Consider the following 24,644-nt stretch of genomic DNA (forward strand, 5'->3'; position numbering starts at 1 on the left):
TTGGAGACGGAGAACCTGCCGACATCGCCGGCAGGCTCCATCGAAACGCGGTTAGCGGAAGCTGCCGATCAGCGGCTTGACCGAGCTGATATGCGACTTGTCGAGGAAGGCGCCCTGGCCGGTGTCGATGTCGGTCGGGGTCAGCCCATATTTCTTCGCGAGCGCGATCTGGGCGATCGGGTAGTAGCCCTGAAGATAGGGCTGCTGGTCCATGGTCGCGAACATCGCACCTGACTCAACCGCGTTGACGATCTCGACCGCCAGGTCGAAGCCGCCGAACGGGATCTTCACGCCTGCGTCCTTGATAGCGCCCGCACCCACGGTGGAGGTGACCGAGCCAGTGCCGAACAGCGCCTTGACCCCTGGATTGGCGATCAGGAACTGCGCCATGATGTTCTGCGCCTCGGCCGGATCGAGACCGGCGCGCACCGTCTCGACCTTGATGCCGTTTTCCTTCATCGCCTTCTCGATGCCACCGCCGCGCGCGACCGCGAAGCTTGCTTCGGGGATTTCGCGGGGGTTGAAGACGACGTCACCGGACTTCAGGCCGAATTCCTTGATCATCCGGTTGCCGAGCTCGTAGCCGGAGGCAAACTCGTTCATGCCGACATAGGCCTGACGGCAATTGCCCTTGGCGCCCTCAAGGTCGTCATTGTTGAAGCCGATGACGACGATGCCTGATTTCACGGCCGCGCAGATGCTTTCGTCGAATGCGTCGGACGAGGAGATAGCGACGGCGATGCCATCGACGCCTGCTGCCGTGGCGCTCTCGATCAGGTCGTTCTGGCGAACCGGATCGTTGTTGGCATACTGCACGTCGAGATCGACGCCGAACTGTGCCGCCGCGTCCTTGGCGCCCTTCACCACGGGATTGAAGAACTGGACACTCGGATCGAGATAGATGATCATCGTTGCCTTGACGTCGGCGGCCATTGCCGTAGATGTCATCATCGTGGCTATACCCGCGGCTAATGCTGCGGTTTTCAACCTGGTCATTTTCATTTGCGTATCCTCCCTTTGGATGTGCAATGCGGGTCGAAAGACCCAAGTCTCGGCTGGCGGGCTCCGACCAAAGATCACGCCGGCCGAGATTTTCCTCCTGGACGTCCCGCCTTCTCCCAAAAGCAGAAACGCCCTATCCCTCTGTTTCCCTGTCAGCCGAACCACGGCGCCGGTCGCCCGAACGTCACGTGCACGCCCTTGAACTGGGAATATTCATCAAAGCCATAACGGCCCAGTTCGCGGCCGAGGCCGCTTTTCTTGTAACCGCCGATCGGCAGTTCAGGCGTGCCGTCGATGACGCTGTTGATCCAGCAGCGGCCGGCGCGAATGCGGCGGATGCTCTGCATGGCGTTTTCGAGATTGGTCGACCAGACCGAGGCGGAAAGGCCGAACTCGCTGGCATTGGCGAGCGCCACGGCCTCGTCCGCGGTCTTGAAGGTCAAGGTCGAGAGCACCGGCCCGAAAATCTCCTCGCGGGCGATCGACATCTCGGGCTTCACGCCGGCAAACACGGTGGGGGCGTAGTAGATGCCCTTGTCCTTACCGACGCGCTCACCACCGAGCAGCAGTTCGGCACCGGATGCGATGCCGGCTTCCACATAGGAATGAACCTTGCCGACATGGGCTTCGGAGATCATCGCGCCGATCTTGGTGCGGTCGTTCAGCGGATCGCCGAAGGTTACCTTGCGCGAGATGTCGAGCAGCCGCTCCATCAATGCGTCGCGGATGCCGTCCTGAACCAGCAGCCGGCTGCCTGATATGCAGCACTGCCCGCCATTGTGATAGACGCCATAGGCGATGCCATCGGCGGCAGCCTCGAGGTCGGCATCGGCGAAGACGATCTGCGGACCCTTGCCGCCGAGCTCCAGACCGACGCGCTTGACGCTGCGCGCGGCGATCTCGCCAAGCTTGGTGCCAACACGCACCGAACCGGTGAAAGCAACCATGTCGACGCCGGGGTCTTCTGCCAACACTTGGCCGGCCGGATCGCCGTAGCCGGTCACGACGTTGAAGACGCCATCGGGAATGCCCGCCTCGCGCGCCAGCTCCGCCATGCGGATCGACGTACCCGAGGTGAATTCGGACGGCTTGAGGACAACGGTGCAGCCGGCGCCGATCGCCCACGGCACGCGCTCGGAAGCGATGATGAAGGGGAAATTCCAGGGCGTGATGATGCCGACAACGCCGACAGCTTCGCGCAGTACCAGACCGAGGCGATCGTCGCCGATGTTGTTGTGCGCCTGCCCTTCCAGAGCGCGCGCCTGGCCGGCGGCATAGGACCAGAGGTCGGCGCAGAAGCCGATCTCGCCGCGCGCCTGGGCGATCGGCTTGCCGACTTCGAGGCTTTCGGCCAGGGCCAACTCTTCCTGATGCTTCAGGATCAGGTCGGCCACCTTGAACATCAGGCGCGAGCGCTCCGCACCCGACATGCGCGGCCACGGGCCGGCATCGAAAGCACGCCGAGCCGCGGCAACGGCCAGTCGTACATCATCGGCCGAGGCTTCCGGCCAAGTGCCGACGACCACGCCTGCGTGACCGGGGCTGACACGGTCAATCGTGCGGCCGGATTCAGCATCCACCGACTTGCCATCGACAAGCATCTGGTAGCGGGATTTAATGTTCAGCCGCGGATCACTGGAATCAGGCGCAATGAAATTGGACAGCACGTTTCCCTTAAAGCCGACACATCGTGCCGGCCCTCCCTTTTTACCCGGTTTTAGACCACCGGATTTATGTTGCGTTTGAATTGTATGGTACTGTATGGTGGTTTAAATTGGATGTCAACGGATGACGGCGACGAAAGACATGAACCTCGAATCCTTGAAGATTGAGACCGGCGAAACCGCTGCGGCGCAGGTTGAACGCGACCTGCGCGAGCAGATCGTCCGGCTGGAGTTGGCGCCCGGCACGCGGCTTTCCGAACAGGAGATCGCAACGCGCATGGGCGTCTCCCGCCAACCTGTGCGAGAGGCTCTGATCGCGCTCGGGAAATCACGGCTGGTCGACGTGCGCCCCAACCGAGGTACCGTGGTCGTCCGGATCTCGGCACGGCAGATGATGGAAGCACGCTTCGTGCGAGAGGCGCTGGAGACCGCCGTTGCCCGTCGCGCCAGCGAGAGCTTCGACACCTGGACGCGCCGCCGGATCGACACCATCATCGGCAGGCAGCGGGCCGCGATGGAAGCGCACGACCACAACGCATTCCGGCGCGAGGACGAGCAGTTTCATATCGCGATCGCGGAAGGCGCCGGCTGCAGCCTTGCCTGGAATGCGATCGCCGACATCAAAGCCCATATGGATCGCGTCTGCAATCTGCAGCTTCGCCACCCCGATTCCATGATGCGGCTGATCGCCGAGCATGAGGCGATCATCACTGCCATCGATAGTCGCGACGCCGACGCTGCAGCGTCCGCGATGTGCGCGCATCTCAACGGCATCCTGTCAGACCTACCGCAAATAGAAGCGGATCATCCCGACCTTTTCGAATGATGCGGTGCCGCTGTGCGGGGTGAGTTAAGGGAGCGGAGGTCGCGGATTTTGCATCAGCGAGTCGCTGCGCGGCTGTCGCGATCGATAGCTATTCCTGGAGACCCCGTGGCGGAGCCGTTAGAGGAAGCGTTGGCAGTCTGCCTCGTTCTTGCACGCCGTTCGTTTTCCCCATGCGGAGACGGATAAGTCGGGCCTTGCCTCAAGAGCCATTGCGACGGGGTAGGAAGGCGGCCTATCGCTGGAGGATCTGTGGGGCTGCTTAGTTAATTGCAGAGCATGATTTCATCGGGATCGAATAGCGGAGTTTCAAAGCGCTTGAGAGAACAACGGTTCGCCCGTGTCTCCGAATGCCCTGCTCGACGCTTTGAAGTCCCTTCAAACTTTGCAACAGTCCCCAGCTATGTCCGCAATCTGCGGGAACCGGAAATCAAACGTCGCGCTGAACAGCCGACGTCATCAAGCAGTCCCGCTGCACCGGCCTCCTACTTCGTTCCGTTTTGATGACATGGCCGATCGAGTTGAAGGGCGGCGCTGTTAGACGCTCGCGCCAAGGGCGATGAGAAGTTCATCCAACTGCGCGAACTGCTCTGGCATTGCGTCTTCCATGCCGACGAAAGCCTCGTCGAGCGCTTCCTTCGAGGGGTACAGTTCTTGCAGAACCAGCAGCGTTCCGCCATCCTTTTCCTCGAAGGTCACAGTTGTGACGGCAGCAGTGTCGCTTTCGTCATTGGTCCAGACGAGGCGCGACGGTGGTAACACTTCCAGATACTTGCCGAAGAAGGCCATGGAGTCCGAGGCATCATGTCCGAACGTGACGCGATAGCCGCCTCCGGTGCGCACATCCATCTCGCACGAAAGCATGGGCACGCCGCACGACTTCGGCGCCCACCACAGTTTGAACAACTCGGGCTTGGTCCACGCGTCGAACACAAGGCGAACCGGACCGTTGAAGGTGCGCGTCACGACAAGTTCGCGCTCGGACCTCCGTTCGACCCCGGTGCGGCCGTTACTCGCTCTGTAGCCCATCGATTCTCTCCTTCCGTTTCAGGGTCTCGACGACTTCATCCAACGCGTCGAAGCGTGCGTTCCAGATCTGGCGGCGCGCTTCAATCCAGGCCGCACCCTCCTCGAGCCCGAGCGGGCCGAGCCTGCAGGTCCGCACGCGGCCGACCTTCTCCGTTGTCACAAGCCCCGCCTGCTCCAAGACGCCGACGTGCTTCTTCATGCCTGTGAGGGTCATGTGGAACTTCTTAGCAAGCTCCGTGATCGAAGCATCCGCACTTCCAAGCTGCTCCAGAACGCCGCGTCGGGTGGCGTCCGAGAGTGCGGCAAAGCAGGTGTCAAGGCTAGCTGAAAACTGAACCATCTGGTTCAGTTTATATCACGCGGGTTGGCTCCGAGCAAGGGGATCGAGGTTGGTCGTCAGGTAGTGAGTTACGAACGCTGGCGTTTGCGCGATGCAGCCGCCGATCCACGGAAACTCGTCTCGACTGCTTCGCGCTGGCGCTCGCCAAAATGACATCCAACCTGGATCGGGAGATCGTGGGAGGCGTCGGCCGTCAGGTAACGTCGACGTTGCTTCCTCCGGGAGAGGTATCGCGTGATCAATGCTTGGTGGCCCGACGATGCCCGGCAATACCGCCGGGCGTGAGGCCTGTATAAAGGTAACTACTTCCATCCGGGCGCAAGCCGGTCTGCGGACTCCTGACTGTCTTCAGACCGCATCAAACTCGACCAGACTCTTCGGTGGCGGGATGTCCGTACGACCAGCTCGCCGATCGGCGACGTACTGGATCGCTTCCACGAGTTCCAAATTCAAAATCGGCTTCTGGATCACTCCCAGCGCCCCTGGCACTCCGCCTCGAAGCGCACCCGGATCACTGGTCATGAAAAGCACCGTCACGTCGGCCTCCACCAATGTCCGCCCGACAATGGGTCCAGTAGGGCCATCCTCGAGATTCACGTCCACGAGCGCCATGTCCGCGTCGGTGGCAAGCATGAGTGCCTGATACATGTTGCTCGCGATCCCAACAGGACGATGTCCGAGTTCCTCTATCGTGTCCTGCAGGTTGAGCGCCACAAGGGGTTGGTCTTCGACGATTAGTACATTGAACGACATGGTGTCTTCTCCGAACTGTCCTATCGAAGGATTAACCCTTGTCTCCCCCGGCTTGTTCCAAGGGTTGTTGCTTGGCTGAACGGAATGGCGGTTGGTTGTGTGCGGATGAAGCGGATCGACGAACACTAATGCGAGATGAAGCGCATGTTCATCCGCGTGCACCCATCGGAACTGCACGTCCATTCGCGCGCAGCTCGCGCGAATCCCCATCGACTTCCCACCTGCCATCTGCGAACACGAAACGTGCCAGCAACACGTCGCCCGCGGAAGTCGCGTGTTGAGACGGTGTTGCGACCTTCGAGTCTCAACCTCAGCCGCACTGATGTCCCCTTCCCGCTGAAATCCGCTTGTGCGTAGAAGGGGATCGCGACGAGGTTAGTCAAGGAAGCGATGAATGTCGCCCGAGAGCGCGGCGCAGTTTACCGACCCCCTTCAAGATCGCAGGCTAATAAATGCCGTCCTGATCTCCTGGCTGAACAGGTTGGGTTCTTCCCATGCCGCGAAATGACCTCCCCTGGAGGCTCGGTTGTAGTAGATCAGCTTCGGATACGCCCTGACCAGCCACTCCTTCGGCGGCCTGTACACCTCTCCGGGAAAGATGGTCACGCCAGCAGGCACCTGAATAGCTGTAAGCTTTGCGCCTGAGACCGCGTTCTCCCAATAGATTTTGCCGCTGGACGGCCCCGTGTTGGTCAGCCAGTACAAGGTGATATTGTCGAGGATCGCGTCCTTTGACAGTGCTTTTTCTGGCTCACCGCGGGTGAATACCCAGTCGGCGATCTTGTCGTATAGCCAGGCAGCAAGCCCAACTGGCGAGTCGGCTATGCCGTAACCGACGGTCTCCGGACGGGTGTTCATGATGGCCGCGTACCCGAAGCCGTTGTTCAGGAAGTCCCTTGCTTCGCCGAAAATCTTCTTCTCGTCGGTAGAAAGAGCAGCCGGCGCTGGAGCACCGCTCTTCAATGCCTGGGCAGCGTCCGGTGGGAACGTTGTTGCCCGTTCGATGCGATTGACGTGAATGCCGAGGAGGCCCTTAGGAGCCTGGCGACCAAGCGCATCGGAGATAATTGCTCCCCAATCACCGCCTTGGGAGACGTAGCTGTTATGACCGAGACGCCTCATGAGCACGTCCCATGCGCCCGCGATGCGGTGCGGGTTCCATCCAGTCACGCTCGGCTTTTCCGAAAAACCGAAACCGGGGATGGACGGCAGCACGAGATGGAAAGCGTCTTCGGCCTTGCCGCCGTGCATAGTGGGATCGGTCAACGGTCCAATGACATTGAGGAGTTCGAAAACCGAACCTGGCCAGCCATGTGTCATGATCAACGGCAAAGCGTTCTGATGCTTGGACCGCACATGAATGAAATGGATATCAAGCCCGTCGATTTCTGTCAGAAATTGCGGGAATGCGTTCAACCTAGTCTCGGCGTCCCGCCAATCGTAATCGGTCTGCCAATATTCGACGAGTTCCCGCAGTTTGGTCGGTGGAACGCCCTGGGAGCGGTCGGTGACGGTTTGCCCGTCCGGCCAGCGCGTTGCCGCAAGCCGCCGCCGCAAATCGAGTAGCGCAGATTCCGGAACCTCAGCCTTGAACGGTCGTATTTCATCTTTGGAACCTGCTTTGGCCATTCTGGACCCCGTCGCATTGGCAAACGACGGCAAAATCGCAGTGGACAGAGCGGCAGCCGTTCCCGCAAACAAGAGAGCGCGGCGAGACAGATCCGTGGCAACGGTTTTTGCGATCAGGGTCATGACATTTCCTCCCTTCTGCGGAATTACTTCACAGGTTCAACGAGCTTCGCATTCCGGGTGACGATGTAAGTCGCCAGCTCCGACGCCTTGCCATCCCCGACGTTTCGAGCGGAATGGGCAACACCATCCGGGATGAACAGGGATTGCCCCGCCTTGAGTGTGACGGCTTCCCTTCCCTCAAGCTTGTACTCGAGTGTTCCCTGAAGGACGTAAGCGACCTCCTCGCCAGGGTGCCGGTGGTTCACCGCGAATGCGCCCGAATCAAAGTCGACGCGCACCTGCACGGCTTCCTTGCCGGAAATGCTGATGTCCTCCTTTACCAAGTCCGTCCGTCGAATTTCAGGCTGATCGGCTCTTGCAATCTGGTAGGCGAAAGCCGCGATAACCAGAGCCGCGGAAACGATACGTCGTGCGTTCATTGGATTGCTCCTTGCTTGATAATGAGCTCGTGCGACTGCACCGTGCTTGCAATCCAAAATCAGGCCATTCGGTATCCGGTTTGTTTTTCGAGGAGGCTGAAATGTAACGAAGCGTCATCCGGCGCACGTTTGGATACAATCCAATACAAAATCGTCCGCTGCGGAGGCTTTTGCCATGTTGAAATTATGTTGCATACGCATCATAACTGACGCATCGAAATTGGCTTGGCGTCCATCCCATACAAGAAGGAGCCTTGAGATGCTGAAACGTTCTATACCACTCTTTTTCTCGGCCGCGCTCAGCGCTACCGTCGGAGCCGGCGCTGCTTCCGCGGACAACCCCACCGAGATCGGTTGCATTGACCTTACCCTCGATATCACGCTTCGCCGTATCGTCGTGGCGGAAATCGACGCCGCGAATTAGAGCGCAGTCACAGGCGGCCTTATGTCGGCTCGTCCTCCCTTGGAAGGTTTTCGGCTATGTCAATGATTGCTTCTGCACCATTGTTGCCAACAAGAGCGCTTGCTTTGCGCTGCGCCTCGCGCCAGGCGGGAGCCGCCCCGCTGAGGAGCTTCTTCCCGGCAGAGGAAATGACGACCGGACGGCTGCGGCCGCCCTTAGTCGGAAGCTCCTCGATCCAGCCTTCCTTGAGGAGCGGTGCGAGGCTGCGCGTCAACGTCGTCCGGTCTTGGAAATTTGCACGGCCGATTTCGGAGCGGCTGGCACCTCCCAGTTTTGCAATCATGATGAGCATGGAGAACTGGGATGCGGTCAGACCATGGTTTCTCAGTTCTTGGTCATAGATGTTTGTGACCACCCGGGAGATGCGCCTGGCCCTGGTCATCAGGCATCCGGATATGACTTCGCCAACGATATAGGACTCGGGATCAATTCGATCATCCATCGTTCAACCTCCACAACGTTCGAGAGGCAACGTATGTAGTGCATACGCAACATAAATTCAACCTGAGCATGGATGCTGGACCCTCCAAGGCAGACAAAATGACCTGGAATCTTCCCGTTCGGAGGACCGTCGATGCCTTGGAGCCATCGGCCGCAAAAGATGCAGCCATTCGACCAAGAGTGAAAGGAAGAACTGAAATGAACGACACTGCAAAGACTAAAACGGCCGCCGAAACGGAGAGAATGCGCGGCTTGCCAAGCCATTCGACCGTTGGCACAAACGATCTGGAAACCGCTTCTTCATTCTACGACAAACTGCTTTCCGTGTTCGGCATCGGGCGCGTTCTGGTTCAGCCTGGTCGTGCCGTCTACTACGGCCACAGGACCCTTGAGTTCGGCGTCATCAAGCCGTTTGACGGACAACCAGCGACGGTCGGCAACGGTGGCATGGTGGCTTTCGAGGCCTGTTCCCGCGCCCAGGTTGAGGAAGTCCACGCGGCAGCCTTGGCACTCGGTGGCCAAGACGAAGGTGCTCCCGGTCCACGAGGCGAGAATGGCGCCGACCCTTACTGTGCCTACTTCCGTGATCCCGAGGGCAATAAGTTTCTCGTCTACCGCGCAGGACCGGACGAGCTCTGATTGCTGGCACGACGGGAGGCGTACGAGTTACGCCTCCCAGCAAAAGCACAGCACCGAATTTGTTGTGCAACCCGTTTTCGTCGATAACTAAACGCCGGAGTAATTTGTCGTGGATCCTCTATCGCAAACGAATGGACCTCTGTTCGAGCCGCTTCCGCTGCCTTGCGGTTTGACGCTGAACAATCGAATTGCGAAATCCGCTATGTCGGACTCCCTAGGAGACGGAACCGGCCATCCGACCGCTGTGCAGACGCGGCTATATCAACGCTGGGCCGAAGGCGGGTTGGCCGTCTCGATAATCGGCGAAGTGCAGCTCACCTCCGGCTACGCAGAGAACCCTGGCAACCTGGTACTTAACGAAGCGTCGGACCTTGAACGGTTCCGGAAACTTGCCCTTCATGGCAGCGAAAACGGCACAAGCCTATGGCTACAGCTCGGCCACGCAGGAGCGCTTGCCTACACACCGACCAGCAACCCCAAGGGCCCTACTGCTTTCGACCTGCCGGGACTGCGTTGCGTGGAAATAACATCCGAGGAAATAGGTCAACTGCCCTCACAATTTGCGGCCACAGCCCGGTTGGCGCAGGAGGCCGGTTTTGGAGGTGTGCAAATTCACGCAGCACATGGGTTTTTGCTCAGTCAGTTTCTTTCGCCTCTGTTTAACAAGCGGACGGACGGGTACGGCGGCGCGATCGCCAGCCGTATGCGGCTCTTGCTGGAAGCCATCGATGCAACCCGCGCCGCTGTCGGACCGAGCTTCCCGATTGCCGTTAAGCTCAATTCTTCTGACGAACTGGAGGGAGGATTCGACGAGGAAGACGCGCTCAAGGTCGTGGCGGCGTTGGACCGAACCTCGATCGACCTGATCGACATCAGCGGTGGGACCTACTTTCCTGGAGCCAAGTCCGCTTCCGACAGGTCCGGACGTGGACCCTATTTCCTCGAATTCGCAAAACGTGCGCGCGCTGTGACGACGAAGCCTCTTATGCTGACAGGAGGCTTCAAGACGCGCGCGCAGGCCGAAGACGCCGTGGCAAGCGGTGCAGTTGATATGGTCGGTCTCGCGCGCGCTCTCGTCCTCGAACCTTCGCTGCCCAATCTCTGGAAAGAACAAAAGAAATCGGAGCCAGCCTTTCCAAGGTTTTCGGATGCCCCGGAGGGTGGGGTTACGGCATGGTACACAATGCGGCTGGCTGAGATCGGCAGCAACACGGAAACATCTGATTTCCTTGGCCTCGAACGGGCAATCCAGGCCTACAAAGCCCGCGACGAAGCGCGAACGGAACAGTGGTCGGCTCATTTCGAAAATGCAGTTAGAACGAGCTAACCCGACTACGTCGGGGTCTCGCCGCCCCATCTCCCACCACCCGCTCTCGATGTGCCGTGGCTCCCGAGTACTGGCTAACAGCGCTCTATCGTCGTGGTAAGCGCCGTTGCCATCCGCTTCGCCTGGCGGGCAGGCTCCACCGAGCGAGTAATTTGGGCTACGGCGGTTGCTCCTTCCTGGAGAAGGTTGATTTCGTCCGCCACACGCCGAGGGTCACGGAATCGCGCCGCGTGAGCAAGTTCCTCGAAGTATGCGAGTGACAGACGCTTGTGCATCTCCGCAGCTCGAAACACGGGATCGGCGATGTCCTTGTGTTCTCCCGCGGCAGCCATAAAGCCGCAACCTCTGAACTCTTTGTCCTTGAACCATTGTTCCAGAAAGTCGAACGTCGACAGAATTCGCTCCACGGGATCATTTGCGCACGTTTCCACGAACTCGCGCATCTCACGACGATCTGCTTCGTCGCGCCGCTCCAGTGCCGCGACGATCAGCTCCTCCTTTGTTTCGAAGTGCCGGTAGAGGGTGGTTTTCGCGACGCCGCTTTCCGACACAATCAAGTCGATACCAGTCGCGTGGTATCCATACTCATTGAAAAGCCGCAGAGCGGTCTCCAGCAAATGGTTCTTGATCTCTGACCGCCGCATTGCCCTACCTTTCACAACTGATCTGTATCGATAAATAGTCGTTCGTGGAGGCCGACGCAACACTGTGGCGGCACCCCAGGCGCCGGACAATCGCGGATTCGTGATTTGTTAACGATACAGATCGGTAGTATTTATCTCACAACGATACAGGACGGTATCGTTAAAAACTCGAGCGAGCCGAAAACTCGGCGCTATCGTCAACCAATGGGAGAAGAAAATGACCGAAATCATTCATCACATCGGCGTTCAGCCGAAATCGAAGCGTATCGAAAGCATCCAGCATCTAGCAGAGACTTACGGGCGTACGGCAACGACAGCTGGCCTTTATGTATCGATTACTGTCATCTACGCTTGGTTCGGCGGCATGAAATTCACCGCTTACGAGGCGCAAGGCCTTGTGGATCTGGTTAGCAACAACCCGCTGGTAAGCTGGATGTACTCAATCCTGAGTGTGCGAGGTTTTTCGAGCTTCCTCGGCATACTCGAAATCAGCATTGGAGCACTTATAGCCGCGAGGCTTGTCAGCCCGGTTTACTCGCTGGTTGGAGGCGTGCTGTCATCTGGCCTGTTCGTCACCACTATCAGTTTCATGATTACAACCCCCGGCGTGGTCGTCCCGGAACTCGGTTTCCCCGCGATCTCGGTCGCACCAGGCCAGTTCCTTCTCAAGGACGTCGGTCTTCTAGCACTGTCGCTCTGGATTGCGATGGATTCCCTTATCGCGATCCGGTTCACGCGAACCTGAGGGCCAACGAGCTTTGCATACCAGCCTTCAAAGCGAGCGCCCCTCTTCGGGGCGTCGCCGTTCGCCCCGGGGGATTGTCCATCGCTTTGTTTCACGGGTTGTGATGAGAAGGATCTCGATACCGCGGAGAGATTTCCGGTAGCAAAGCGCCCCAACCTGCTCCACCAAGTCGCCTTGGAAAACCCTGTGCGCTTCAGCTTTGAGAAATAGCTATCCGGCTGTTCCATTGCACAAACATGGCGTGGAGGCCGATTCGCGACAAGGCCTCCGCGCAAAGCCGGAACAGCCGAACATCAGACCGTCAGGACAGAGAAAGATCGACCGACCTTAGGTCGGCAAAGGCTCCCCTGTTTGTTCCCGTACCATGTATTCCGCATACCAGCTTGGCCAGCCTTCGTCGTGTTGCCCGGTCAGTTTCTCGTGTTCGCCATGGGCCTCCGATGCCCGTCGCAGCGCGGCCTCGAGTTCGCCAGAGGAGACGAAGGTCGCCCCGCCCTTGTCTATGCGTCCCGGCAAGCGATTCGTAACCTCCTGTAACAACCAACCGTTTCCGTCAGGATCACTGAACGAAGCGTAGGTCCGGTAGGTGCGGCGCTCCGGATCACGGCCGCGTACTCTCCGGCTGCCGAAAAGGTACGGCTCGTCGTTGCCCGTTTGCTCTTGTCCTGCATGAAACACTTCACTGACCCGCACACCGCGTGCCACCAGTTCCTCGCGCGCCGCGGTGATGTCGGAGACTATCAGGTATAGGCCCCGCGCGGAGCCGGCCGCAGCCGATGTGACATTCTTGCCGAAGATGATCGAACATCCCGAACCGGGCGGCGTGAACTGGATCACGCGCCAGTCGTTACCAGCGGTGTAGTCGCCGTCTAGCCGCCAGCCAAGGCTGGCGTAGAAGCTCTTGGCCCGATCGACGTCGGCAACGGGGATTACGACCACTTCCAGCTTCATGTCGACGCCGCGCACCACGGTAGGCTGTGAAGTTTCGCTACGAACCTCGGTATTACTCATGTGGAGTCTCCTGGGTTGGATGAGCTGCAACGTGCGTATGTTCCCGACAGCTCTGGGGCGTTTTTGGGCGACACACCTACTTTACGCGGGCGGGTCGACCGTCACCTGAGGACACTTTCTCCTGAGAGAACCGATGCCCCTCATCTCGCGCGAACGCAGTCGAGGGGGCTTCCCCAACTGCTGCCGATAGTGCACAGCAAATCGGCCGAGCTCGAAAAAGCCGAAGTTCATCGCGATCCCGGTTACGGCTGAGCCCGGTGGTGCCTCCAGAAGCTTCCGCCGTCCGGCGAACCAGGGCGTTCAACTTCGCGCTCGACCTTGATGCTCCGGTTTCTCTCCCAGACATGACCTGCGAATTCCATGATCACGCCCCAAACCCTGAAACATGGGCCGGGATTCTAGTCGGCGAGTTTCGTCAACACAACGATCCTTGAGTTGCGGGTGGCTAGTGGCCTTTCGTCGGCGTTCGAAAGAGTTTCGTGTCCGCCGGGGACGGCGGGCCATCAGACCTTTCCGATTCAAAGCTCGGATGAGCAATTGACCGATCTGTCTGGCGAGGAGAAGGCAACCTACGAACAGCTCGCGCTCTTCTATAAACATGTCTACCACGCCTTCGGGCAGACATTTAGCGGCTTGGGGACAGCCGAAGCTCTTCACGGACGAGGTTCGGACAGGATTGCGAAGCCTGCGGAAAGCTAGCTGAAAATTCTCTGCGCGCATTGGCCCATACCCGCTGCGCGCAGAACAGGTCATGCCCTCGCGGCGCGAGGTGCCTTCCGATTGGTAAGGTAAACTCCGGCAACCACTATTACCGTTCCAAGGATCAATGGAGGGGTAAGAGGCTCTCCAAATGCGATAAGGGCCTGGACCGCTACCGTAGGCGGGCAGAGGTAGATCAGGGACGCAGCGCGCGAAACCTGGCCCCGGCGGATCAAATAGAGAAGCAGGGCAATGCCGCCCACCGATATTCCGAACACCGACCAGGCAAGAGCAAGATAGGTCTCTACGGCACCGTCGAACCGAAACGTCTCGAAGGTGAGCGCGAAGGGAACGGTAAGGGCCAATGCACCCAGATATTGCAACGTCGCGATTGCGGTCAGGTCACCAGTTTGAAGGTGTTTCTTCTGGTAGATTGTCCCGTAGGTGACAGAGAACATCGCAGCCAGGTTGACGGCGAGTGGAATGCCAGCATGGAGGAGATCGGACGCACCGGGTTGCATGAGCTTTGGTGAGATGGCCACAGCGATGCCAATGAAGCCAAGCGCCAGACCCGCCGTTTGTGACGGCCGCAACCGTTCGCCGATGAGGAAGCTGGCTGCCATTGCCGTCAGGAGCGGCTGCATTGCGGCAATGATGCCGGAGATGCCGGCCGGGACCCCGTGCGCCACCGCCCACCAGACGCCCCCGAGATAGAAGCCGTGCAGGAAAACGCCGGAATAGACTGCTCGCCACGCCAACGCGCCCCTAGGCCATTTGGTCCTGATGGCGACGCAAATAGCGAAGAAGGCGACAGCCGAAAGCGCATAGCGGATCGTGAGAAATGTGAAGGGCTCGGAGTGAAGCGCCGCGTACTTGGCGATGATCCAGCCGGTCGACCACAGAAATACAAAAATGGCGGGAGCGAAACGGTCAAGGGTCATGAATATCTCTAATGTTCGAGAAACGTTCGTGGTCATAAATCTTTGGATTTTCGGCATCTTAGGCCGATTTTTGATGCTCACTTCAGCGCGGCTGATGAGTATGCTTTTGTGCCTCGAGCAATGCGGCAGCGGCCGTGTACCCACCGCTCATCCCGTCCAGGAAGTGCAAGTGGGCGCCCCGAGCACCGGTCGGCACCAGGCAGGTCATCAGCGCGTGAGACTGACGATGCAGTCCGAAATAGACCTCGCCTCGTCCTTTTGCCGAGGTTAGGAGCGCTTCGATCTCCTCAATCTGCTCCGGCGTACAGTCAAGGGTCAGGCGAAGGACATCGTCGTACCTCCTGTAGTCCGAATTCAGAACGACGTCCGCCCACCCCTTTCCGCCAAGGTAGTCAGCGACGTCGTCGGTGATCACGACATCGTCGGGAACGGGGCGCGATGAGCCATCCCTCGCACCGAGCGCGGTGAGCAATTGTCTTGCCAGCACGGTGAAGGTTTCCTGCCGCGTATGATCCTGCGGCTCGACAAGAAGGGAAAGGATATCTCCACGCTGACTTGGGATGGGTGCCCACTCGCAAGTCAATCCTTTCAGATCGGGGGTTGTGTATTCCTCGCATGGCAGGAGCACGTGATTTCCAGCTTTGATATCCCTGTCAGCCCAGTTCAGCCCGCCGCCCGCAAACATGGTATACGTGGCTGTTTCCGATGCAGCAAACCGTGCGACCTTCACGTCACTTCCAGCCGCGCGTATGTCCCTGACTTTCACCAGGCCGATTCTGAGGTCGAGCCGCAGTTGATCGCGCGCATAGCCCGCGACGCGACGCAGGACGCCGATCGCGGTGTCTCTTACACCAGGGTCGAAAGCAAATGCTGCACCGTCGCCGCGAAACACGAATGGAAAGTCGAAGTTGCCGAAAGCATTGCCCAACGCTGCAATCGCCGACGCACCGGCGAAATTCACATCCTTATAGTGCCCTCGGGCAATAGCTGAGGTTGAATCGACGACGTCGGTCACTCCGATCAGCCAGTCATCGGGTAAGGGCGTGTAGCTTGTCGTGTCCAGCAGTTCGGCGAAATCACGGCTGGCTTCGGGTGGTCGGTAAGCCTTGTCCATTGAATCCTCCTACATCAAGGTTTACCCACCTGGCCCACCAAAGCGGCAGACGAGGCGGGTTTCCGTTCAGATAAGGGTCGTCACGACATCGACATTGCCGTGTGTTGCCTTCGAGTACGGGCAGATGTTGTGGGCGTCATCCAGCAGCTCGGTTGCCACTGCAGGGTCGATGCCAGGAACGCTTACGTTGAGGCGAGCACTAAGGAAGTACGAACCTTCCTCAAGATTCAGGTCAATCTCGGCGTCAACCGCGACTCCGGCCGGAAGCTTGATGTGCTTCAGCGACGCCGCATACTCGATAGCGCCCATGTAGCAGGCGGACCAGGCGGCACCGAACAGGTTTTCTGCTGCCGGATGTGGCTGCTTCATCTTGATGTCCAGATGGCCATCGCTGCTGCGTGCGCCGCCATCGCGACCGTTTGTGTTGTGGGTCTTACCGGTGAAAAGAACCTTGTGTGTCATGGCGAAACTCCTCTGTGTTGGTTGAGTGTCTGCACCGTTGTGCTGCCAACAGAGGTACTGCCGCACGACCGAAATCGCACGTTAGGCGTTGTTAGACGTTGATTGATGCGGCCCTCCAACAAACAAGGATTAACAACGCCTAACGTGAGCGTCGGACCTCCTCGGCGTAGCTTTTAGGGCAGCACAAGGGTGCAGACTCTCAATCGCCATTTCTCGAGGAGAGAGACCATGACCACCACCAGAACCGAAGTTATCGACGTGAACCGACGCCGGCTTTTAGGCGCCGCCGCAACTGGCGCCGCCGCACTCGGCATCGCAAACCTGTTCCCCGACCGCTCTATTGCAGCGAGCGACCCCGAAGCGATCCGCCCGTTCCGGGTCAACGTTCCAGAAGCTGATCTTGATGACCTACGTTATCGGCTGACCCATACCCGCTTGCCGGAGAAAGAAACGGTGAGCGACTTCTCGCAAGGGGTGCCGCTGAAGACCATCAAGCAGGTCTTGCGCCATTGGCGGACCGAGTATGATTGGCGCAAGGTCGAAGCCCGGATCAATGCCGTGCCGAACTTCCTCACGGAGATCGATGGCCTGGATATCCACTTCATCCACGTTCGTTCGAAGCACGAAAACGCACTGCCGCTGATCGTGACGCACGGTTGGCCGGGCTCGATCGTCGAGCAGCTGAAGATCATTGGCCCTCTGACCGACCCGACTGCCTATGGAGGTGATGCCTCCGACGCGTTCCACGTCGTCATCCCGTCCATGCCAGGCTATGGCTTTTCCGGAAAGCCCGACGCCACCGGCTGGGGACCGGAGCGCATTGCGGCCGCATGGACTACCCTGATGCGTCGGTTGGGATACAAGAACTTCGTTGCCCAGGGCGGCGACTGGGGTGCAGTGGTCACCGACATGATCGGCGTACAAGCCCCACCCGAACTGCTCGGCATCCACACCAACATGCCCGGAGCAATTCCCGTGGAGATCAACAGCGCATCCTTTGCCGGCGCTCCAGCTCCGGAGGGCCTCTCCGACGAAGAGCGGAGCTCGTACGACCAGCTCGTCTTCTTCTACAAGCACGTGTACTACGCCTTCCTGATGGGAACGCGACCGCAGACGCTGACTGGATTGGCCGACTCTCCGATCGCCCTTGCGACATACATGCTCGATCACGATGCCCGGAGCCTTGAACTGATCGCGCGCTCCTTTGACGGCCAAAAAGAAGGTCTGAGCCCCGACGACGTACTCGACAACGTGACGCTGTTCTGGCTGACCAACACAGGTGTGTCGGCCGCTCGTCTCTATTGGGAAAACAAGCTCGCCTTCTTTGCGCCCAAAGGCGTCAAGGTACCTGTCGCGGTGAGTGTCTTCCCGGATGAGCTTTATCAGACGCCGCGCAAATGGGCCGAGGCCGCCTACCCCAACCTGATCCACTACAACAAGGTGGCAAAGGGCGGCCATTTCGCGGCCTGGGAACAGCCCAAGCTCTTTGTCGATGAAGTGCGGACCGGGTTCCGCAGCTTGCGGAAATCTGGCTGACCACTTCAGGCGCGTGCACTGCGCGCGCCTCCCTCCTTCCCCGGGGTACGATCATGCAACATGTGCATACTGCCAGGACAGAGACCATTGGCAGCCGAGAGAACGGCTTCGCCCGCAGCGCGGACGGTGCTCTTGATATCAGACTTTCAAATCCTGCCGGCAATCGGCTCGGTACGAACCCGGAGCAGCTTGTCGCGATCGCCTGGTCAGCGAGTTTCGCCAGTTCGCTGAAACATGTCGCCGACCTTAGGCGGATCAAGCTCCACGCAGATGTCAGGATATACGCCAATGTGGAGTTATCCTCGGACGACCGGGGATACGTCGTCGGCGTCCGCCTGGATATCTACCTGCCAGGGCTGGATCGCGAGAGTGCATCGCTTTTGATTGAGGCGGCTCGGCATGAATGCCCATACTGCCGGGCAACACACGGCAACATCCGTGCCTTCTACAATCTCGTCTGAGTACTCGACGTGCGCAAACCGAATGCTGAGCCGCCATGGCTCCGAAGAAAGCGTTGGAGTATAACGAGCGCGGTGGAGGTGGTCAGGGGGAATGCCATGACGCGGGCTGGTGGCGATGCAGCAGGTGACCTGTCCTTCGGCCCTTTTTGTTTGAATGTCGGTCAGCGGCTGCTTGCGAAGGAAGGGGTTCCGGTCGAGCTTGGCGCACGCGCCCTGGATCTTTTGATCGCGCTGGTATCCGCTCCGAACACCCTCTTGAGCAAAAGCGATTTGATGTCCCGGATTTGGCCAGACGTTGTCGTTGAAGAGGGTAATCTGCGCTTCCACATGACCGGGCTGCGCAAAGCCCTTGGCGATGGGCAGGATGGTGCTCGCTACATCACCACGATCCCCGGCCGCGGCTACTGCTTCGTCGCGCCCATCACAGGCTCGGCCCACGTGCTGGTGACTGATGATGGCGCAGCGAAATTCAGGCATGCCAATCTCCCCAACCGCTTGGAACGCATGGTCGGGCGCGAGAGTGATATCCTTGACCTCTCGGAGAGACTGTCGAGGTTTCCCGTCGTTTCCATCGTGGGGAGTGGAGGCGTCGGCAAGACCACCGTCGCGATTGCATTGGCCAATCACTTGGCGACGACGTTCGATGGAGCCGCGGTACTTGCCGATTTCGGAACGCTAAGCGATCCATCACTCGTTTCGCCCGCCCTCGCGTCCATGCTCGGAATACCCGTCGGCTCCGATGACGTGCGCCCCAGCCTGCTCGCCTATCTCCGTGACAAGCGGATCCTTCTTGTGTTCGACACCTGCGAGCATGTGGTCGATACCGTGGCAGACCTTGCAGCGAGCATAATCGACGCCGCGCCGCAGGTCCGCATCGTGGTCACGAGCCGCGAAGCTCTCAGGATCGAAGGCGAAAGCATCTACAAGCTCGACACCCTTGCCTGCGCACCGGACGATCCGGAAATTACAGCCGAAACCATTCTCTCCTATCCGGCTTCCCAATTGTTCGTCGAACGAACTGCCGCAAGCGGAGCCGCGTTGGCCATAACTGACGAGGACGCGCATATCATTGCAGCGATCTGCCGTAAGCTCGACGGTATGGCACTCGCGCTGGAACTGGCCGCGCGACGGGTCGAAGCCTACGGCCTTTCCCAGACGGCTGCCCTACTCGATCAGCATCTTGCCCTCGCATGGGTGGGATCACGCAACGCGCCGCCTCGTCAGAAGACCCTGCAGGCGACTCTCGACTGGAGCTACGGGCTGCTGCCGGAACTGGATCGCACCGTTCTTCGGAGACTGGCGATCTTCGTTGGCGATTTCACGCTTGATGCCGCCTGGGAAGTGATTGCGAAACCTCCCCTCGATCGACCTGCGCTCTTTGGTGCCGTCGATAGTCTTGTTGCCAAGTCGCTGCTGAGCGCGAATTCCTTCGGCGCGATGATGCGCTATCGATTGCTCGATACCACGCGAGCCTACGCGCTCCATGGACAGACCGAAGATGATCGCGCGGAACTGGCTGCAAGCCACGCCTCATACTACCGACGTTGGCTTGAGCAGTTTGGCCCAGATTGGCCAACGCTCTCCAGCGGACCCGAGCGACTGCCCTATTTCCTTGGAATCAACAATGTCCGGGCTGCCTTGGAATGGGCGTTCGGCGACAACGGCAACACCGACGCCGGTATCAGTCTGGCCGCTGCGGCAGTTCCTGTATTTCAGGCGATGTCGCTCTTTCCGGAATGCCAGCGCTGGTCCGAGCGCGCTCTTTCTGCAATGGACGATCACCATCGGGGAAGCCGTGAGGAGATGCATCTTCAGGCTGGCCGCGGCATCGCCCGCATGTATCTTCACGGCGGCCGTGACACGCTTCCCGCGCTCACCAGGAGCCTCGAGATAGCAGAGGGACGAGGAGACGCGGTCGATCAGCTAAAGGTTCTCGGCCCATTGAACATGTTTCATCTCCGGACCGGAGATTTCAAATCGGCGCTCCAGTGCGCCTTTCGGTGTTCTTCCGTCGCTGAGGCAACCGGAGAGGCGTCCGCGATTTCGCTTGGACACTTCTTCCTCGGAAATTCATTGCACTTCAGCGGCGAACTTAGCCGCGCCAGGGTCGAACTAGAGGCCGCGTTATCGAGCGATCCGCGCCCGAGCCGCGTGCCCGGAAGCTATGTCGGTTTCCAGGGTCGCGGGCTGGCAGGTGGAATACTCGCGAGAAACCTTTGGCTCCAAGGCCTTCCTGACCAAGCTGAATTCAGAGCACGGCAAACGATCAAGGAAGCGGCTGAAGCGGACCATTCGTTGACGCTTTGCATCGCGCTGCTCGGTGGCATCGCGGTTTTTCTTTGGCGCGGCGACCTGGAGAGTGCGCAGGAGCACATTGATTGGCTCATATCCCGTGCGGGGCTGCACTCCCTGTCGCCATACGTATCGGTGGCGAGAGGCTTTGAGGGAGAAATCGCCATCCGGCGGGGTGATCCCAGCGCAGGCGTCAGCAACATACGGCGATGCATCGAAAGACTGCATGGGTCGACCTATGAGGTGTTCACCACCATGCTGGAACTGTCACTGATAAAAGGGTTGGCGCTGTTGGGCGAAGTCGGCGAAGGCTTGGAGAGGGTAGAGAAAGCCATCCAATCGATCGAAGCCAACGGAGACTTCTGCTACAGCCCTGAACTCCTGCGAATAAAGGGGAACCTTTTGCGATCGATTTCTCCTTCGGAGGAGGCACGCAGATGCATTACAGGGGCCATCCACGCAAGTCGAAAGATGGGCGCACGCGGGTGGGAATTGCGCGCCTCCTGCGATCTCGCCGCTCTTGAAACGGAATACGGGAAAAAAGAGGAAGCCGCGGCAATCCTTCAACCAATCGTTGATCGGTTCGACGAGGGCCACAACACCGAGGATCTAAAGGCGGCTGAAGATATAAAGATGCGTGCCGAGTGCTAATGACGGACCATACCAATTCCTCCGTGGCCTCACCGCAAGGGCTGCGTCAGTCCACACTCACACGCCCTACGGCTCCACAATCGTGAGCAAGGCGGGCGAGCTCCTCGCCGAACCGACAGTCCTATAACGCGACCCACCCAAAATCTGACGACCTACATTGTCTCCGCTGACGCTTGACGGAAACGTTGGAGACATGACGTTCGAGATCACGGACTGCCGCGGCGTGCTGGTTGCGGAACTACCCTTCATATTCTGCATGACTCTCCACTAAGGTGGGCGAGTGAAGTTCCGAGCTTTGGTTACGGCGATCAGTCGGCCATCACCGTTCTGCGAATATTTAAATTCGCTCTAGGTGAATCTAGTTCGCTTTAAAATAGTTTCATCAATCCGCTCGCGAGCGGCACGGTGCGCGACGGCCCGCCCATCATTCAAAAATGCTGATGGTATCCATAAACTCTATTCGTTTGATTGATGGGAGCAGAACACCCATATTGTATACATCAAATAAGCGTCATCCGACGATGAAAGGAAACGGAAATGACGACGATTACCTTCAGGCACACCAAGACGCCTTCAACCGAAGCCCACCTGCATGTTGCCGACTACGCTCGCAAGCTGGTTCACGCATGGCACCAGTGGCAGGCCGCCCGCGAGATCGAATCCATGCCCTTCGATATGCGGAAGGACATTGGTTGGCCGTCGGCGGATGGCGCAGATGAGCGCAAGGTTATGTAATGAATCCGACATTCCTCCCCGTGTGAAAGCGGCGCCTTGCCTTCGGGCAGCGCCGCTTTCTCCGTTTTTAGAGCCGCCCAATTAAATCTTGAATTTCATACACATATTTTGCTGAAGCCGGTTTTTGTGAACTTTTGAAGACGGCGATCGTCATTTGATCATCGTCAATTTCAGCAATGTCGCAAATTTGCTCTTTGCGGCCGCATTTATCCATGAGAATGTCGCTTTCAGAATATCGAAACGACGTATTCCAAGCAACGAATAGTGTATTCGCACCTCCAGCACGGATTTGTCTCATGAACAAGATGTCGCATAAGCAACGCTCTCTCGTCTTCTTCATGGTTCCGCAGTTTACGATGCTGCCGTTCTCGGCGGCAATCGATACGCTGCGCATCGCCAACCGCATGCTCGGCTACGAGGCCTACACGTGGCGACTGACCTCGGTTGACGGGCAAAAGGTCTATTCTTCCTGCGGCATCGGCGTCGAGGCAAACACGTCGCTTTCTGACGAGCGCCGCAACCTCGGTGGCGAGCATCGCCCGAGCATGGTGCTGGTCTGTTCCGGCATCGACGTCGAGGACTTCAACAACAAGTCCGTCAGTGCCTGGTTGCGCGAATCCTACAATCGCGGCGTCGCCGTCGGCAGCCTCTGTACGGGCGCACATATCCTCGCGCAGGCGGGCCTGCTGAATGGCAAGCGCTGTGCGATCCACTGGGAAAACCTGCCGGGTTTTTCGGAAGCCTTTCCGCAGGCCGAGGTCTATGCCGATCTCTATGAGGTCGACAGCAATCTTTATACCTGTGCCGGCGGCACCGCGTCGCTCGACATGATGCTGAACCTGATCGGCCAGGACTTCGGCGAGACACTGGTCAACCGGGTCTGCGAGCAGCACCTAACCGACCGGGTACGCAGCCCGAACGATCGCCAGCGGCTGCCGCTCCGCGCGCGCCTCGGCGTCCAGAATGCCAAGGTTCTTTCCATCATCGAATTGATGGAGGGCAATCTCTCGGAGCCGCTGTCGCTGCTTGAGATCGCGGATGGCGTCGACCTGTCACGCCGCCAGATCGAACGGTTGTTCCGCCAGGAAATGGGGCGCTCTCCCGCCCGCTACTATCTGGAAATACGGCTGGATCGCGCCCGTCATCTGCTGGTGCAGTCCTCGATGCCGGTCGTCGAAGTCGCCGTCGCCTGCGGCTTCGTCTCGGCCTCGCACTTCTCCAAGTGTTATCGCGAACTCTACCATCGTTCGCCGCAGCAGGAGCGCGCAGAGCGCAAGATGACGATGGCAACGGCACGCCAAGCCATAGCGGCCTAAATAGCGCCGGGGCGGCTATTGAGCCGCCTCCTCCGTCATCCGTGCGTCGGAATAGACCTGATTGCGACCTTTGTGCTTGGCCATATACAGAAACTGGTCGGCGGCATTGAGATAGTTGTCGAAAGTTTCGTAGTCGGAAATTTCGGCAACGCCGATCGACACGGTTACGGAAAGTTCTTCGTCGTCCGCCATCACCTTCAGGCGCGCGATATCCGACCGGATCTCGTCGCACAATTTGCTCGCGGCGCTCGAATCCATCATCGGAAAGAGGATCGCAAACTCCTCGCCGCCAAGGCGCGAAAGCAGGTTGTCGCTCCCCTCAAAGATCGTCGCCAGTCGATCTGCGACCGCCTTCAGCACTTCGTCTCCGATCTCATGTCCGTAGGTGTCATTCAGTCGCTTGAAATGATCGATGTCGAGGATCGCAACAGCGGCCGCAGCCTTGTGCCGCAGGCAATCATTGACCAGCTTCGGTCCGAGATCGTAGAAATAGCGTCTGTTATAGAGACCTGTAAGATAGTCGCAGGCCGCGGCTGCCCGAAGCTGCTTCAACTGTGCCAAGGTCTCAACGTTGTTGGCGATACGACACTGCAGTTCTTCGGCCACGAACGGCCTGTAGAGAAAGTCGGATGCACCCGCCTTCAGGAAGCTCGCAGAAAGCATGCGGTCGCTCGAGGATGAAACGCCGATGATCCGCAACCTGTCTGAGCCGTAGTGCCGACGTATCCGCCGGGTCAACTCGTAACCGCTCATATCGGGCATATGGTGATCGGTGATGACGACCTCGATGTCGTCGTAGGCCTCCAGCGCGGCGAAAGCCTCGAGCCCGGAAGCCGCTTCGATAACCATGTATTGCTGTGCTTCCAGCAATCCGACAAGGATCTGGCGCGCGGAAGCCACATCATCGACCACGAGGATCCGTGTCCTCCTGTTCGACAATACACGTCTGGCGCTGGCGACCACGTTGTCGAGCGCGAACTCGTTGTCCTTCAGCACATAGTCGACAACACGGCGCTCCATGATGCGGTTGCGCGTAGGAAGATCGAAGGTGGCGGTGAAGACGATGGTCGGAACACCAGCCTCTATGGTGCAGTCGAGCGCCTCGCCATAAGGCGCATCCGGCAGATTGAGGTCGACGATCGCCATCATATAGTCGTTAGGCGACTGGGCGACGGTCTCTTTCAGCATCCTTAGAGAGGAGCACGGCTTGACGTTCAAACCAAGTTCCGCATGAAGCCGATGGCACAAGACCACGGAAAACATCCGGGAATCCTCAACCAGGAGTACCCACTGGCCACCAAAGCGTGGCCCGGATCCATCCCGATGGAGATCCTCCCGGAAAGCCATTCACCCTTATCCCCCAGAAAGCCGCCGCGGTCCGAATC

The 24,644-nt window shown here is 58.9% G+C and carries 26 protein-coding genes; 11 read left to right on the forward strand and 15 right to left on the reverse strand.

Annotated elements, in window-relative coordinates:
- Positions 1–51: 51 nt before the first annotated feature.
- Both RGCCGE502_RS11500 and RGCCGE502_RS11505 read right to left on the reverse strand, forming a co-directional pair.
- Positions 52–1,002: a sugar ABC transporter substrate-binding protein gene (locus RGCCGE502_RS11500; protein WP_040674415.1), complete on the reverse strand. Its 951-nt coding sequence runs from the start codon at positions 1,000–1,002 to the stop codon at positions 52–54.
- 152 nt (positions 1,003–1,154) lie between these two features.
- On the reverse strand, positions 1,155–2,669 hold the full coding sequence (locus RGCCGE502_RS11505; RefSeq protein ID WP_016554335.1) for an aldehyde dehydrogenase family protein: 1,515 nt from the start codon (positions 2,667–2,669) through the stop codon (positions 1,155–1,157).
- Positions 2,670–2,790: 121 nt separating this feature from the next.
- Between RGCCGE502_RS11505 and RGCCGE502_RS11510 the strand changes: the two genes are divergently transcribed.
- Complete coding sequence (locus RGCCGE502_RS11510) at positions 2,791–3,492, forward strand: GntR family transcriptional regulator (protein ID WP_016554336.1); 702 nt, start codon at positions 2,791–2,793, stop codon at positions 3,490–3,492.
- Between the two features lie 534 nt (positions 3,493–4,026).
- Here the strand turns inward: RGCCGE502_RS11510 and RGCCGE502_RS11515 are convergent.
- From RGCCGE502_RS11515 to RGCCGE502_RS11535, 5 genes are all read right to left on the reverse strand, one after another.
- Positions 4,027–4,518 (reverse strand): SRPBCC family protein, encoded by a 492-nt coding sequence (locus RGCCGE502_RS11515; RefSeq protein WP_016554337.1) that lies wholly within the window; start codon positions 4,516–4,518, stop codon positions 4,027–4,029.
- Complete coding sequence (locus tag RGCCGE502_RS11520; RefSeq protein WP_016554338.1) at positions 4,499–4,858, reverse strand: ArsR/SmtB family transcription factor; 360 nt, start codon at positions 4,856–4,858, stop codon at positions 4,499–4,501. The genes RGCCGE502_RS11515 and RGCCGE502_RS11520 overlap by 20 nt, the downstream gene beginning before the upstream one ends.
- 348 nt (positions 4,859–5,206) lie before the next feature.
- Positions 5,207–5,794 carry a response regulator gene (locus RGCCGE502_RS11525; protein WP_244441692.1) on the reverse strand — a complete coding sequence of 196 codons (588 nt, stop codon included), beginning with the start codon at positions 5,792–5,794 and terminating at the stop codon, positions 5,207–5,209.
- A gap of 249 nt (positions 5,795–6,043) precedes the next feature.
- A complete protein-coding gene (locus RGCCGE502_RS11530) occupies positions 6,044–7,363 on the reverse strand; it encodes an epoxide hydrolase family protein (RefSeq protein ID WP_016554340.1) in 1,320 nt (439 codons plus the stop codon).
- Positions 7,364–7,386: 23 nt separating this feature from the next.
- On the reverse strand, positions 7,387–7,782 hold the full coding sequence (locus RGCCGE502_RS11535; protein WP_016554341.1) for a cupin domain-containing protein: 396 nt from the start codon (positions 7,780–7,782) through the stop codon (positions 7,387–7,389).
- Positions 7,783–8,041: 259 nt separating this feature from the next.
- Between RGCCGE502_RS11535 and RGCCGE502_RS37225 the strand changes: the two genes are divergently transcribed.
- Positions 8,042–8,206 (forward strand): hypothetical protein, encoded by a 165-nt coding sequence (locus tag RGCCGE502_RS37225; protein WP_019279889.1) that lies wholly within the window; start codon positions 8,042–8,044, stop codon positions 8,204–8,206.
- Between the two features lie 19 nt (positions 8,207–8,225).
- Here RGCCGE502_RS37225 and RGCCGE502_RS11540 read toward each other — a convergent pair whose 3' ends face one another.
- Positions 8,226–8,687 (reverse strand): MarR family winged helix-turn-helix transcriptional regulator, encoded by a 462-nt coding sequence (locus RGCCGE502_RS11540; RefSeq protein WP_016554342.1) that lies wholly within the window; start codon positions 8,685–8,687, stop codon positions 8,226–8,228.
- A gap of 197 nt (positions 8,688–8,884) precedes the next feature.
- On the opposite strand from RGCCGE502_RS11540, the gene RGCCGE502_RS11545 reads away from it, so the two are divergent.
- The gene (locus RGCCGE502_RS11545; protein ID WP_016554343.1) at positions 8,885–9,325 is read left to right on the forward strand and encodes a VOC family protein; all 441 of its coding nucleotides are present in this window, start codon (positions 8,885–8,887) and stop codon (positions 9,323–9,325) included.
- 109 nt (positions 9,326–9,434) lie between these two features.
- On the forward strand, positions 9,435–10,652 hold the full coding sequence (locus tag RGCCGE502_RS11550) for an NADH:flavin oxidoreductase/NADH oxidase family protein (protein ID WP_016554344.1): 1,218 nt from the start codon (positions 9,435–9,437) through the stop codon (positions 10,650–10,652).
- Between the two features lie 74 nt (positions 10,653–10,726).
- On the opposite strand, the gene RGCCGE502_RS11555 is transcribed toward RGCCGE502_RS11550, so the two are convergent.
- Complete coding sequence (locus tag RGCCGE502_RS11555) at positions 10,727–11,296, reverse strand: TetR/AcrR family transcriptional regulator (RefSeq protein ID WP_016554345.1); 570 nt, start codon at positions 11,294–11,296, stop codon at positions 10,727–10,729.
- Between the two features lie 217 nt (positions 11,297–11,513).
- Between RGCCGE502_RS11555 and RGCCGE502_RS11560 the strand changes: the two genes are divergently transcribed.
- On the forward strand, positions 11,514–12,041 hold the full coding sequence (locus RGCCGE502_RS11560; RefSeq protein ID WP_016554346.1) for a YkgB family protein: 528 nt from the start codon (positions 11,514–11,516) through the stop codon (positions 12,039–12,041).
- 327 nt (positions 12,042–12,368) lie between these two features.
- Here RGCCGE502_RS11560 and RGCCGE502_RS11565 read toward each other — a convergent pair whose 3' ends face one another.
- The gene (locus RGCCGE502_RS11565; protein ID WP_016554347.1) at positions 12,369–13,052 is read right to left on the reverse strand and encodes a VOC family protein; all 684 of its coding nucleotides are present in this window, start codon (positions 13,050–13,052) and stop codon (positions 12,369–12,371) included.
- A 537-nt stretch (positions 13,053–13,589) separates the two neighbouring features.
- Here RGCCGE502_RS11565 and RGCCGE502_RS37230 point away from each other — a divergent pair.
- Positions 13,590–13,751 (forward strand): hypothetical protein, encoded by a 162-nt coding sequence (locus tag RGCCGE502_RS37230; protein ID WP_019279890.1) that lies wholly within the window; start codon positions 13,590–13,592, stop codon positions 13,749–13,751.
- A gap of 50 nt (positions 13,752–13,801) precedes the next feature.
- Here RGCCGE502_RS37230 and RGCCGE502_RS11570 read toward each other — a convergent pair whose 3' ends face one another.
- The 3 genes from RGCCGE502_RS11570 to RGCCGE502_RS11580 all read right to left on the reverse strand — a co-directional run bounded on the left by RGCCGE502_RS11570 (position 13,802) and on the right by RGCCGE502_RS11580 (position 16,268).
- Positions 13,802–14,692: a DMT family transporter gene (locus RGCCGE502_RS11570; RefSeq protein WP_016554348.1), complete on the reverse strand. Its 891-nt coding sequence runs from the start codon at positions 14,690–14,692 to the stop codon at positions 13,802–13,804.
- Between the two features lie 82 nt (positions 14,693–14,774).
- Positions 14,775–15,806 (reverse strand): DUF3095 family protein, encoded by a 1,032-nt coding sequence (locus tag RGCCGE502_RS11575; protein ID WP_016554349.1) that lies wholly within the window; start codon positions 15,804–15,806, stop codon positions 14,775–14,777.
- Between the two features lie 66 nt (positions 15,807–15,872).
- Positions 15,873–16,268 (reverse strand): Ohr family peroxiredoxin, encoded by a 396-nt coding sequence (locus RGCCGE502_RS11580; RefSeq protein ID WP_016554350.1) that lies wholly within the window; start codon positions 16,266–16,268, stop codon positions 15,873–15,875.
- Positions 16,269–16,496: 228 nt separating this feature from the next.
- Between RGCCGE502_RS11580 and RGCCGE502_RS11585 the strand changes: the two genes are divergently transcribed.
- The 4 genes from RGCCGE502_RS11585 to RGCCGE502_RS11600 all read left to right on the forward strand — a co-directional run bounded on the left by RGCCGE502_RS11585 (position 16,497) and on the right by RGCCGE502_RS11600 (position 21,943).
- Positions 16,497–17,804: an epoxide hydrolase family protein gene (locus RGCCGE502_RS11585; protein ID WP_016554351.1), complete on the forward strand. Its 1,308-nt coding sequence runs from the start codon at positions 16,497–16,499 to the stop codon at positions 17,802–17,804.
- Positions 17,805–17,857: 53 nt separating this feature from the next.
- Positions 17,858–18,265, forward strand: a complete 408-nt coding sequence (locus RGCCGE502_RS11590; RefSeq protein WP_016554352.1) for an Ohr family peroxiredoxin — start codon at positions 17,858–17,860, stop codon at positions 18,263–18,265.
- A gap of 96 nt (positions 18,266–18,361) precedes the next feature.
- Positions 18,362–21,208, forward strand: a complete 2,847-nt coding sequence (locus tag RGCCGE502_RS11595; protein WP_016554353.1) for an ATP-binding protein — start codon at positions 18,362–18,364, stop codon at positions 21,206–21,208.
- 537 nt (positions 21,209–21,745) lie between these two features.
- On the forward strand, positions 21,746–21,943 hold the full coding sequence (locus tag RGCCGE502_RS11600) for a hypothetical protein (RefSeq protein WP_016554354.1): 198 nt from the start codon (positions 21,746–21,748) through the stop codon (positions 21,941–21,943).
- Between the two features lie 67 nt (positions 21,944–22,010).
- Here the strand turns inward: RGCCGE502_RS11600 and RGCCGE502_RS37235 are convergent, their stop codons facing one another.
- Entirely contained in the window at positions 22,011–22,241 is a 231-nt protein-coding gene (locus RGCCGE502_RS37235; RefSeq protein WP_040674417.1) for a hypothetical protein, read from the reverse strand.
- Between RGCCGE502_RS37235 and RGCCGE502_RS11610 the strand changes: the two genes are divergently transcribed.
- Positions 22,240–23,259, forward strand: a complete 1,020-nt coding sequence (locus RGCCGE502_RS11610; RefSeq protein ID WP_016554355.1) for a GlxA family transcriptional regulator — start codon at positions 22,240–22,242, stop codon at positions 23,257–23,259. The genes RGCCGE502_RS37235 and RGCCGE502_RS11610 overlap by 2 nt on opposite strands.
- A gap of 15 nt (positions 23,260–23,274) precedes the next feature.
- Here the strand turns inward: RGCCGE502_RS11610 and RGCCGE502_RS11615 are convergent, their stop codons facing one another.
- Positions 23,275–24,606 (reverse strand): GGDEF domain-containing response regulator, encoded by a 1,332-nt coding sequence (locus RGCCGE502_RS11615; protein WP_016554356.1) that lies wholly within the window; start codon positions 24,604–24,606, stop codon positions 23,275–23,277.
- Positions 24,607–24,644: the final 38 nt, after the last annotated feature.

Source organism: Rhizobium grahamii CCGE 502 (assembly GCF_000298315.2).
In the GTDB taxonomy this organism is placed as follows: Bacteria; Pseudomonadota; Alphaproteobacteria; order Rhizobiales; family Rhizobiaceae; genus Rhizobium; species Rhizobium grahamii.

What these genes read in the sequence shown, in the direction of transcription:
- RGCCGE502_RS11530 (WP_016554340.1), bottom strand. Translation starts at nt 7,363, where the DNA reads ATGACCCTGATCGCAAAAACCGTTGCCACGGATCTGTCTCGCCGCGCT.
- RGCCGE502_RS11535 (WP_016554341.1), bottom strand. Translation starts at nt 7,782, where the DNA reads ATGAACGCACGACGTATCGTTTCCGCGGCTCTGGTTATCGCGGCTTTC.
- RGCCGE502_RS11615 (WP_016554356.1), bottom strand. Translation starts at nt 24,606, where the DNA reads ATGGCTTTCCGGGAGGATCTCCATCGGGATGGATCCGGGCCACGCTTT.
- RGCCGE502_RS11540 (WP_016554342.1), bottom strand. Translation starts at nt 8,687, where the DNA reads ATGGATGATCGAATTGATCCCGAGTCCTATATCGTTGGCGAAGTCATA.
- RGCCGE502_RS11565 (WP_016554347.1), bottom strand. Translation starts at nt 13,052, where the DNA reads ATGAGTAATACCGAGGTTCGTAGCGAAACTTCACAGCCTACCGTGGTG.
- RGCCGE502_RS11600 (WP_016554354.1), top strand. Translation starts at nt 21,746, where the DNA reads ATGACGACGATTACCTTCAGGCACACCAAGACGCCTTCAACCGAAGCC.
- RGCCGE502_RS11510 (WP_016554336.1), top strand. Translation starts at nt 2,791, where the DNA reads ATGACGGCGACGAAAGACATGAACCTCGAATCCTTGAAGATTGAGACC.
- RGCCGE502_RS11595 (WP_016554353.1), top strand. Translation starts at nt 18,362, where the DNA reads ATGACGCGGGCTGGTGGCGATGCAGCAGGTGACCTGTCCTTCGGCCCT.
- RGCCGE502_RS11585 (WP_016554351.1), top strand. Translation starts at nt 16,497, where the DNA reads ATGACCACCACCAGAACCGAAGTTATCGACGTGAACCGACGCCGGCTT.
- RGCCGE502_RS11575 (WP_016554349.1), bottom strand. Translation starts at nt 15,806, where the DNA reads ATGGACAAGGCTTACCGACCACCCGAAGCCAGCCGTGATTTCGCCGAA.
- RGCCGE502_RS11570 (WP_016554348.1), bottom strand. Translation starts at nt 14,692, where the DNA reads ATGACCCTTGACCGTTTCGCTCCCGCCATTTTTGTATTTCTGTGGTCG.
- RGCCGE502_RS37235 (WP_040674417.1), bottom strand. Translation starts at nt 22,241, where the DNA reads ATGAGACAAATCCGTGCTGGAGGTGCGAATACACTATTCGTTGCTTGG.
- RGCCGE502_RS11555 (WP_016554345.1), bottom strand. Translation starts at nt 11,296, where the DNA reads ATGCGGCGGTCAGAGATCAAGAACCATTTGCTGGAGACCGCTCTGCGG.
- RGCCGE502_RS11515 (WP_016554337.1), bottom strand. Translation starts at nt 4,518, where the DNA reads ATGGGCTACAGAGCGAGTAACGGCCGCACCGGGGTCGAACGGAGGTCC.
- RGCCGE502_RS11580 (WP_016554350.1), bottom strand. Translation starts at nt 16,268, where the DNA reads ATGACACACAAGGTTCTTTTCACCGGTAAGACCCACAACACAAACGGT.
- RGCCGE502_RS11560 (WP_016554346.1), top strand. Translation starts at nt 11,514, where the DNA reads ATGACCGAAATCATTCATCACATCGGCGTTCAGCCGAAATCGAAGCGT.
- RGCCGE502_RS11590 (WP_016554352.1), top strand. Translation starts at nt 17,858, where the DNA reads ATGCAACATGTGCATACTGCCAGGACAGAGACCATTGGCAGCCGAGAG.
- RGCCGE502_RS11610 (WP_016554355.1), top strand. Translation starts at nt 22,240, where the DNA reads ATGAACAAGATGTCGCATAAGCAACGCTCTCTCGTCTTCTTCATGGTT.
- RGCCGE502_RS11525 (WP_244441692.1), bottom strand. Translation starts at nt 5,794, where the DNA reads ATGGACGTGCAGTTCCGATGGGTGCACGCGGATGAACATGCGCTTCAT.
- RGCCGE502_RS11545 (WP_016554343.1), top strand. Translation starts at nt 8,885, where the DNA reads ATGAACGACACTGCAAAGACTAAAACGGCCGCCGAAACGGAGAGAATG.
- RGCCGE502_RS11520 (WP_016554338.1), bottom strand. Translation starts at nt 4,858, where the DNA reads ATGGTTCAGTTTTCAGCTAGCCTTGACACCTGCTTTGCCGCACTCTCG.
- RGCCGE502_RS37225 (WP_019279889.1), top strand. Translation starts at nt 8,042, where the DNA reads ATGCTGAAACGTTCTATACCACTCTTTTTCTCGGCCGCGCTCAGCGCT.
- RGCCGE502_RS11500 (WP_040674415.1), bottom strand. Translation starts at nt 1,002, where the DNA reads ATGAAAATGACCAGGTTGAAAACCGCAGCATTAGCCGCGGGTATAGCC.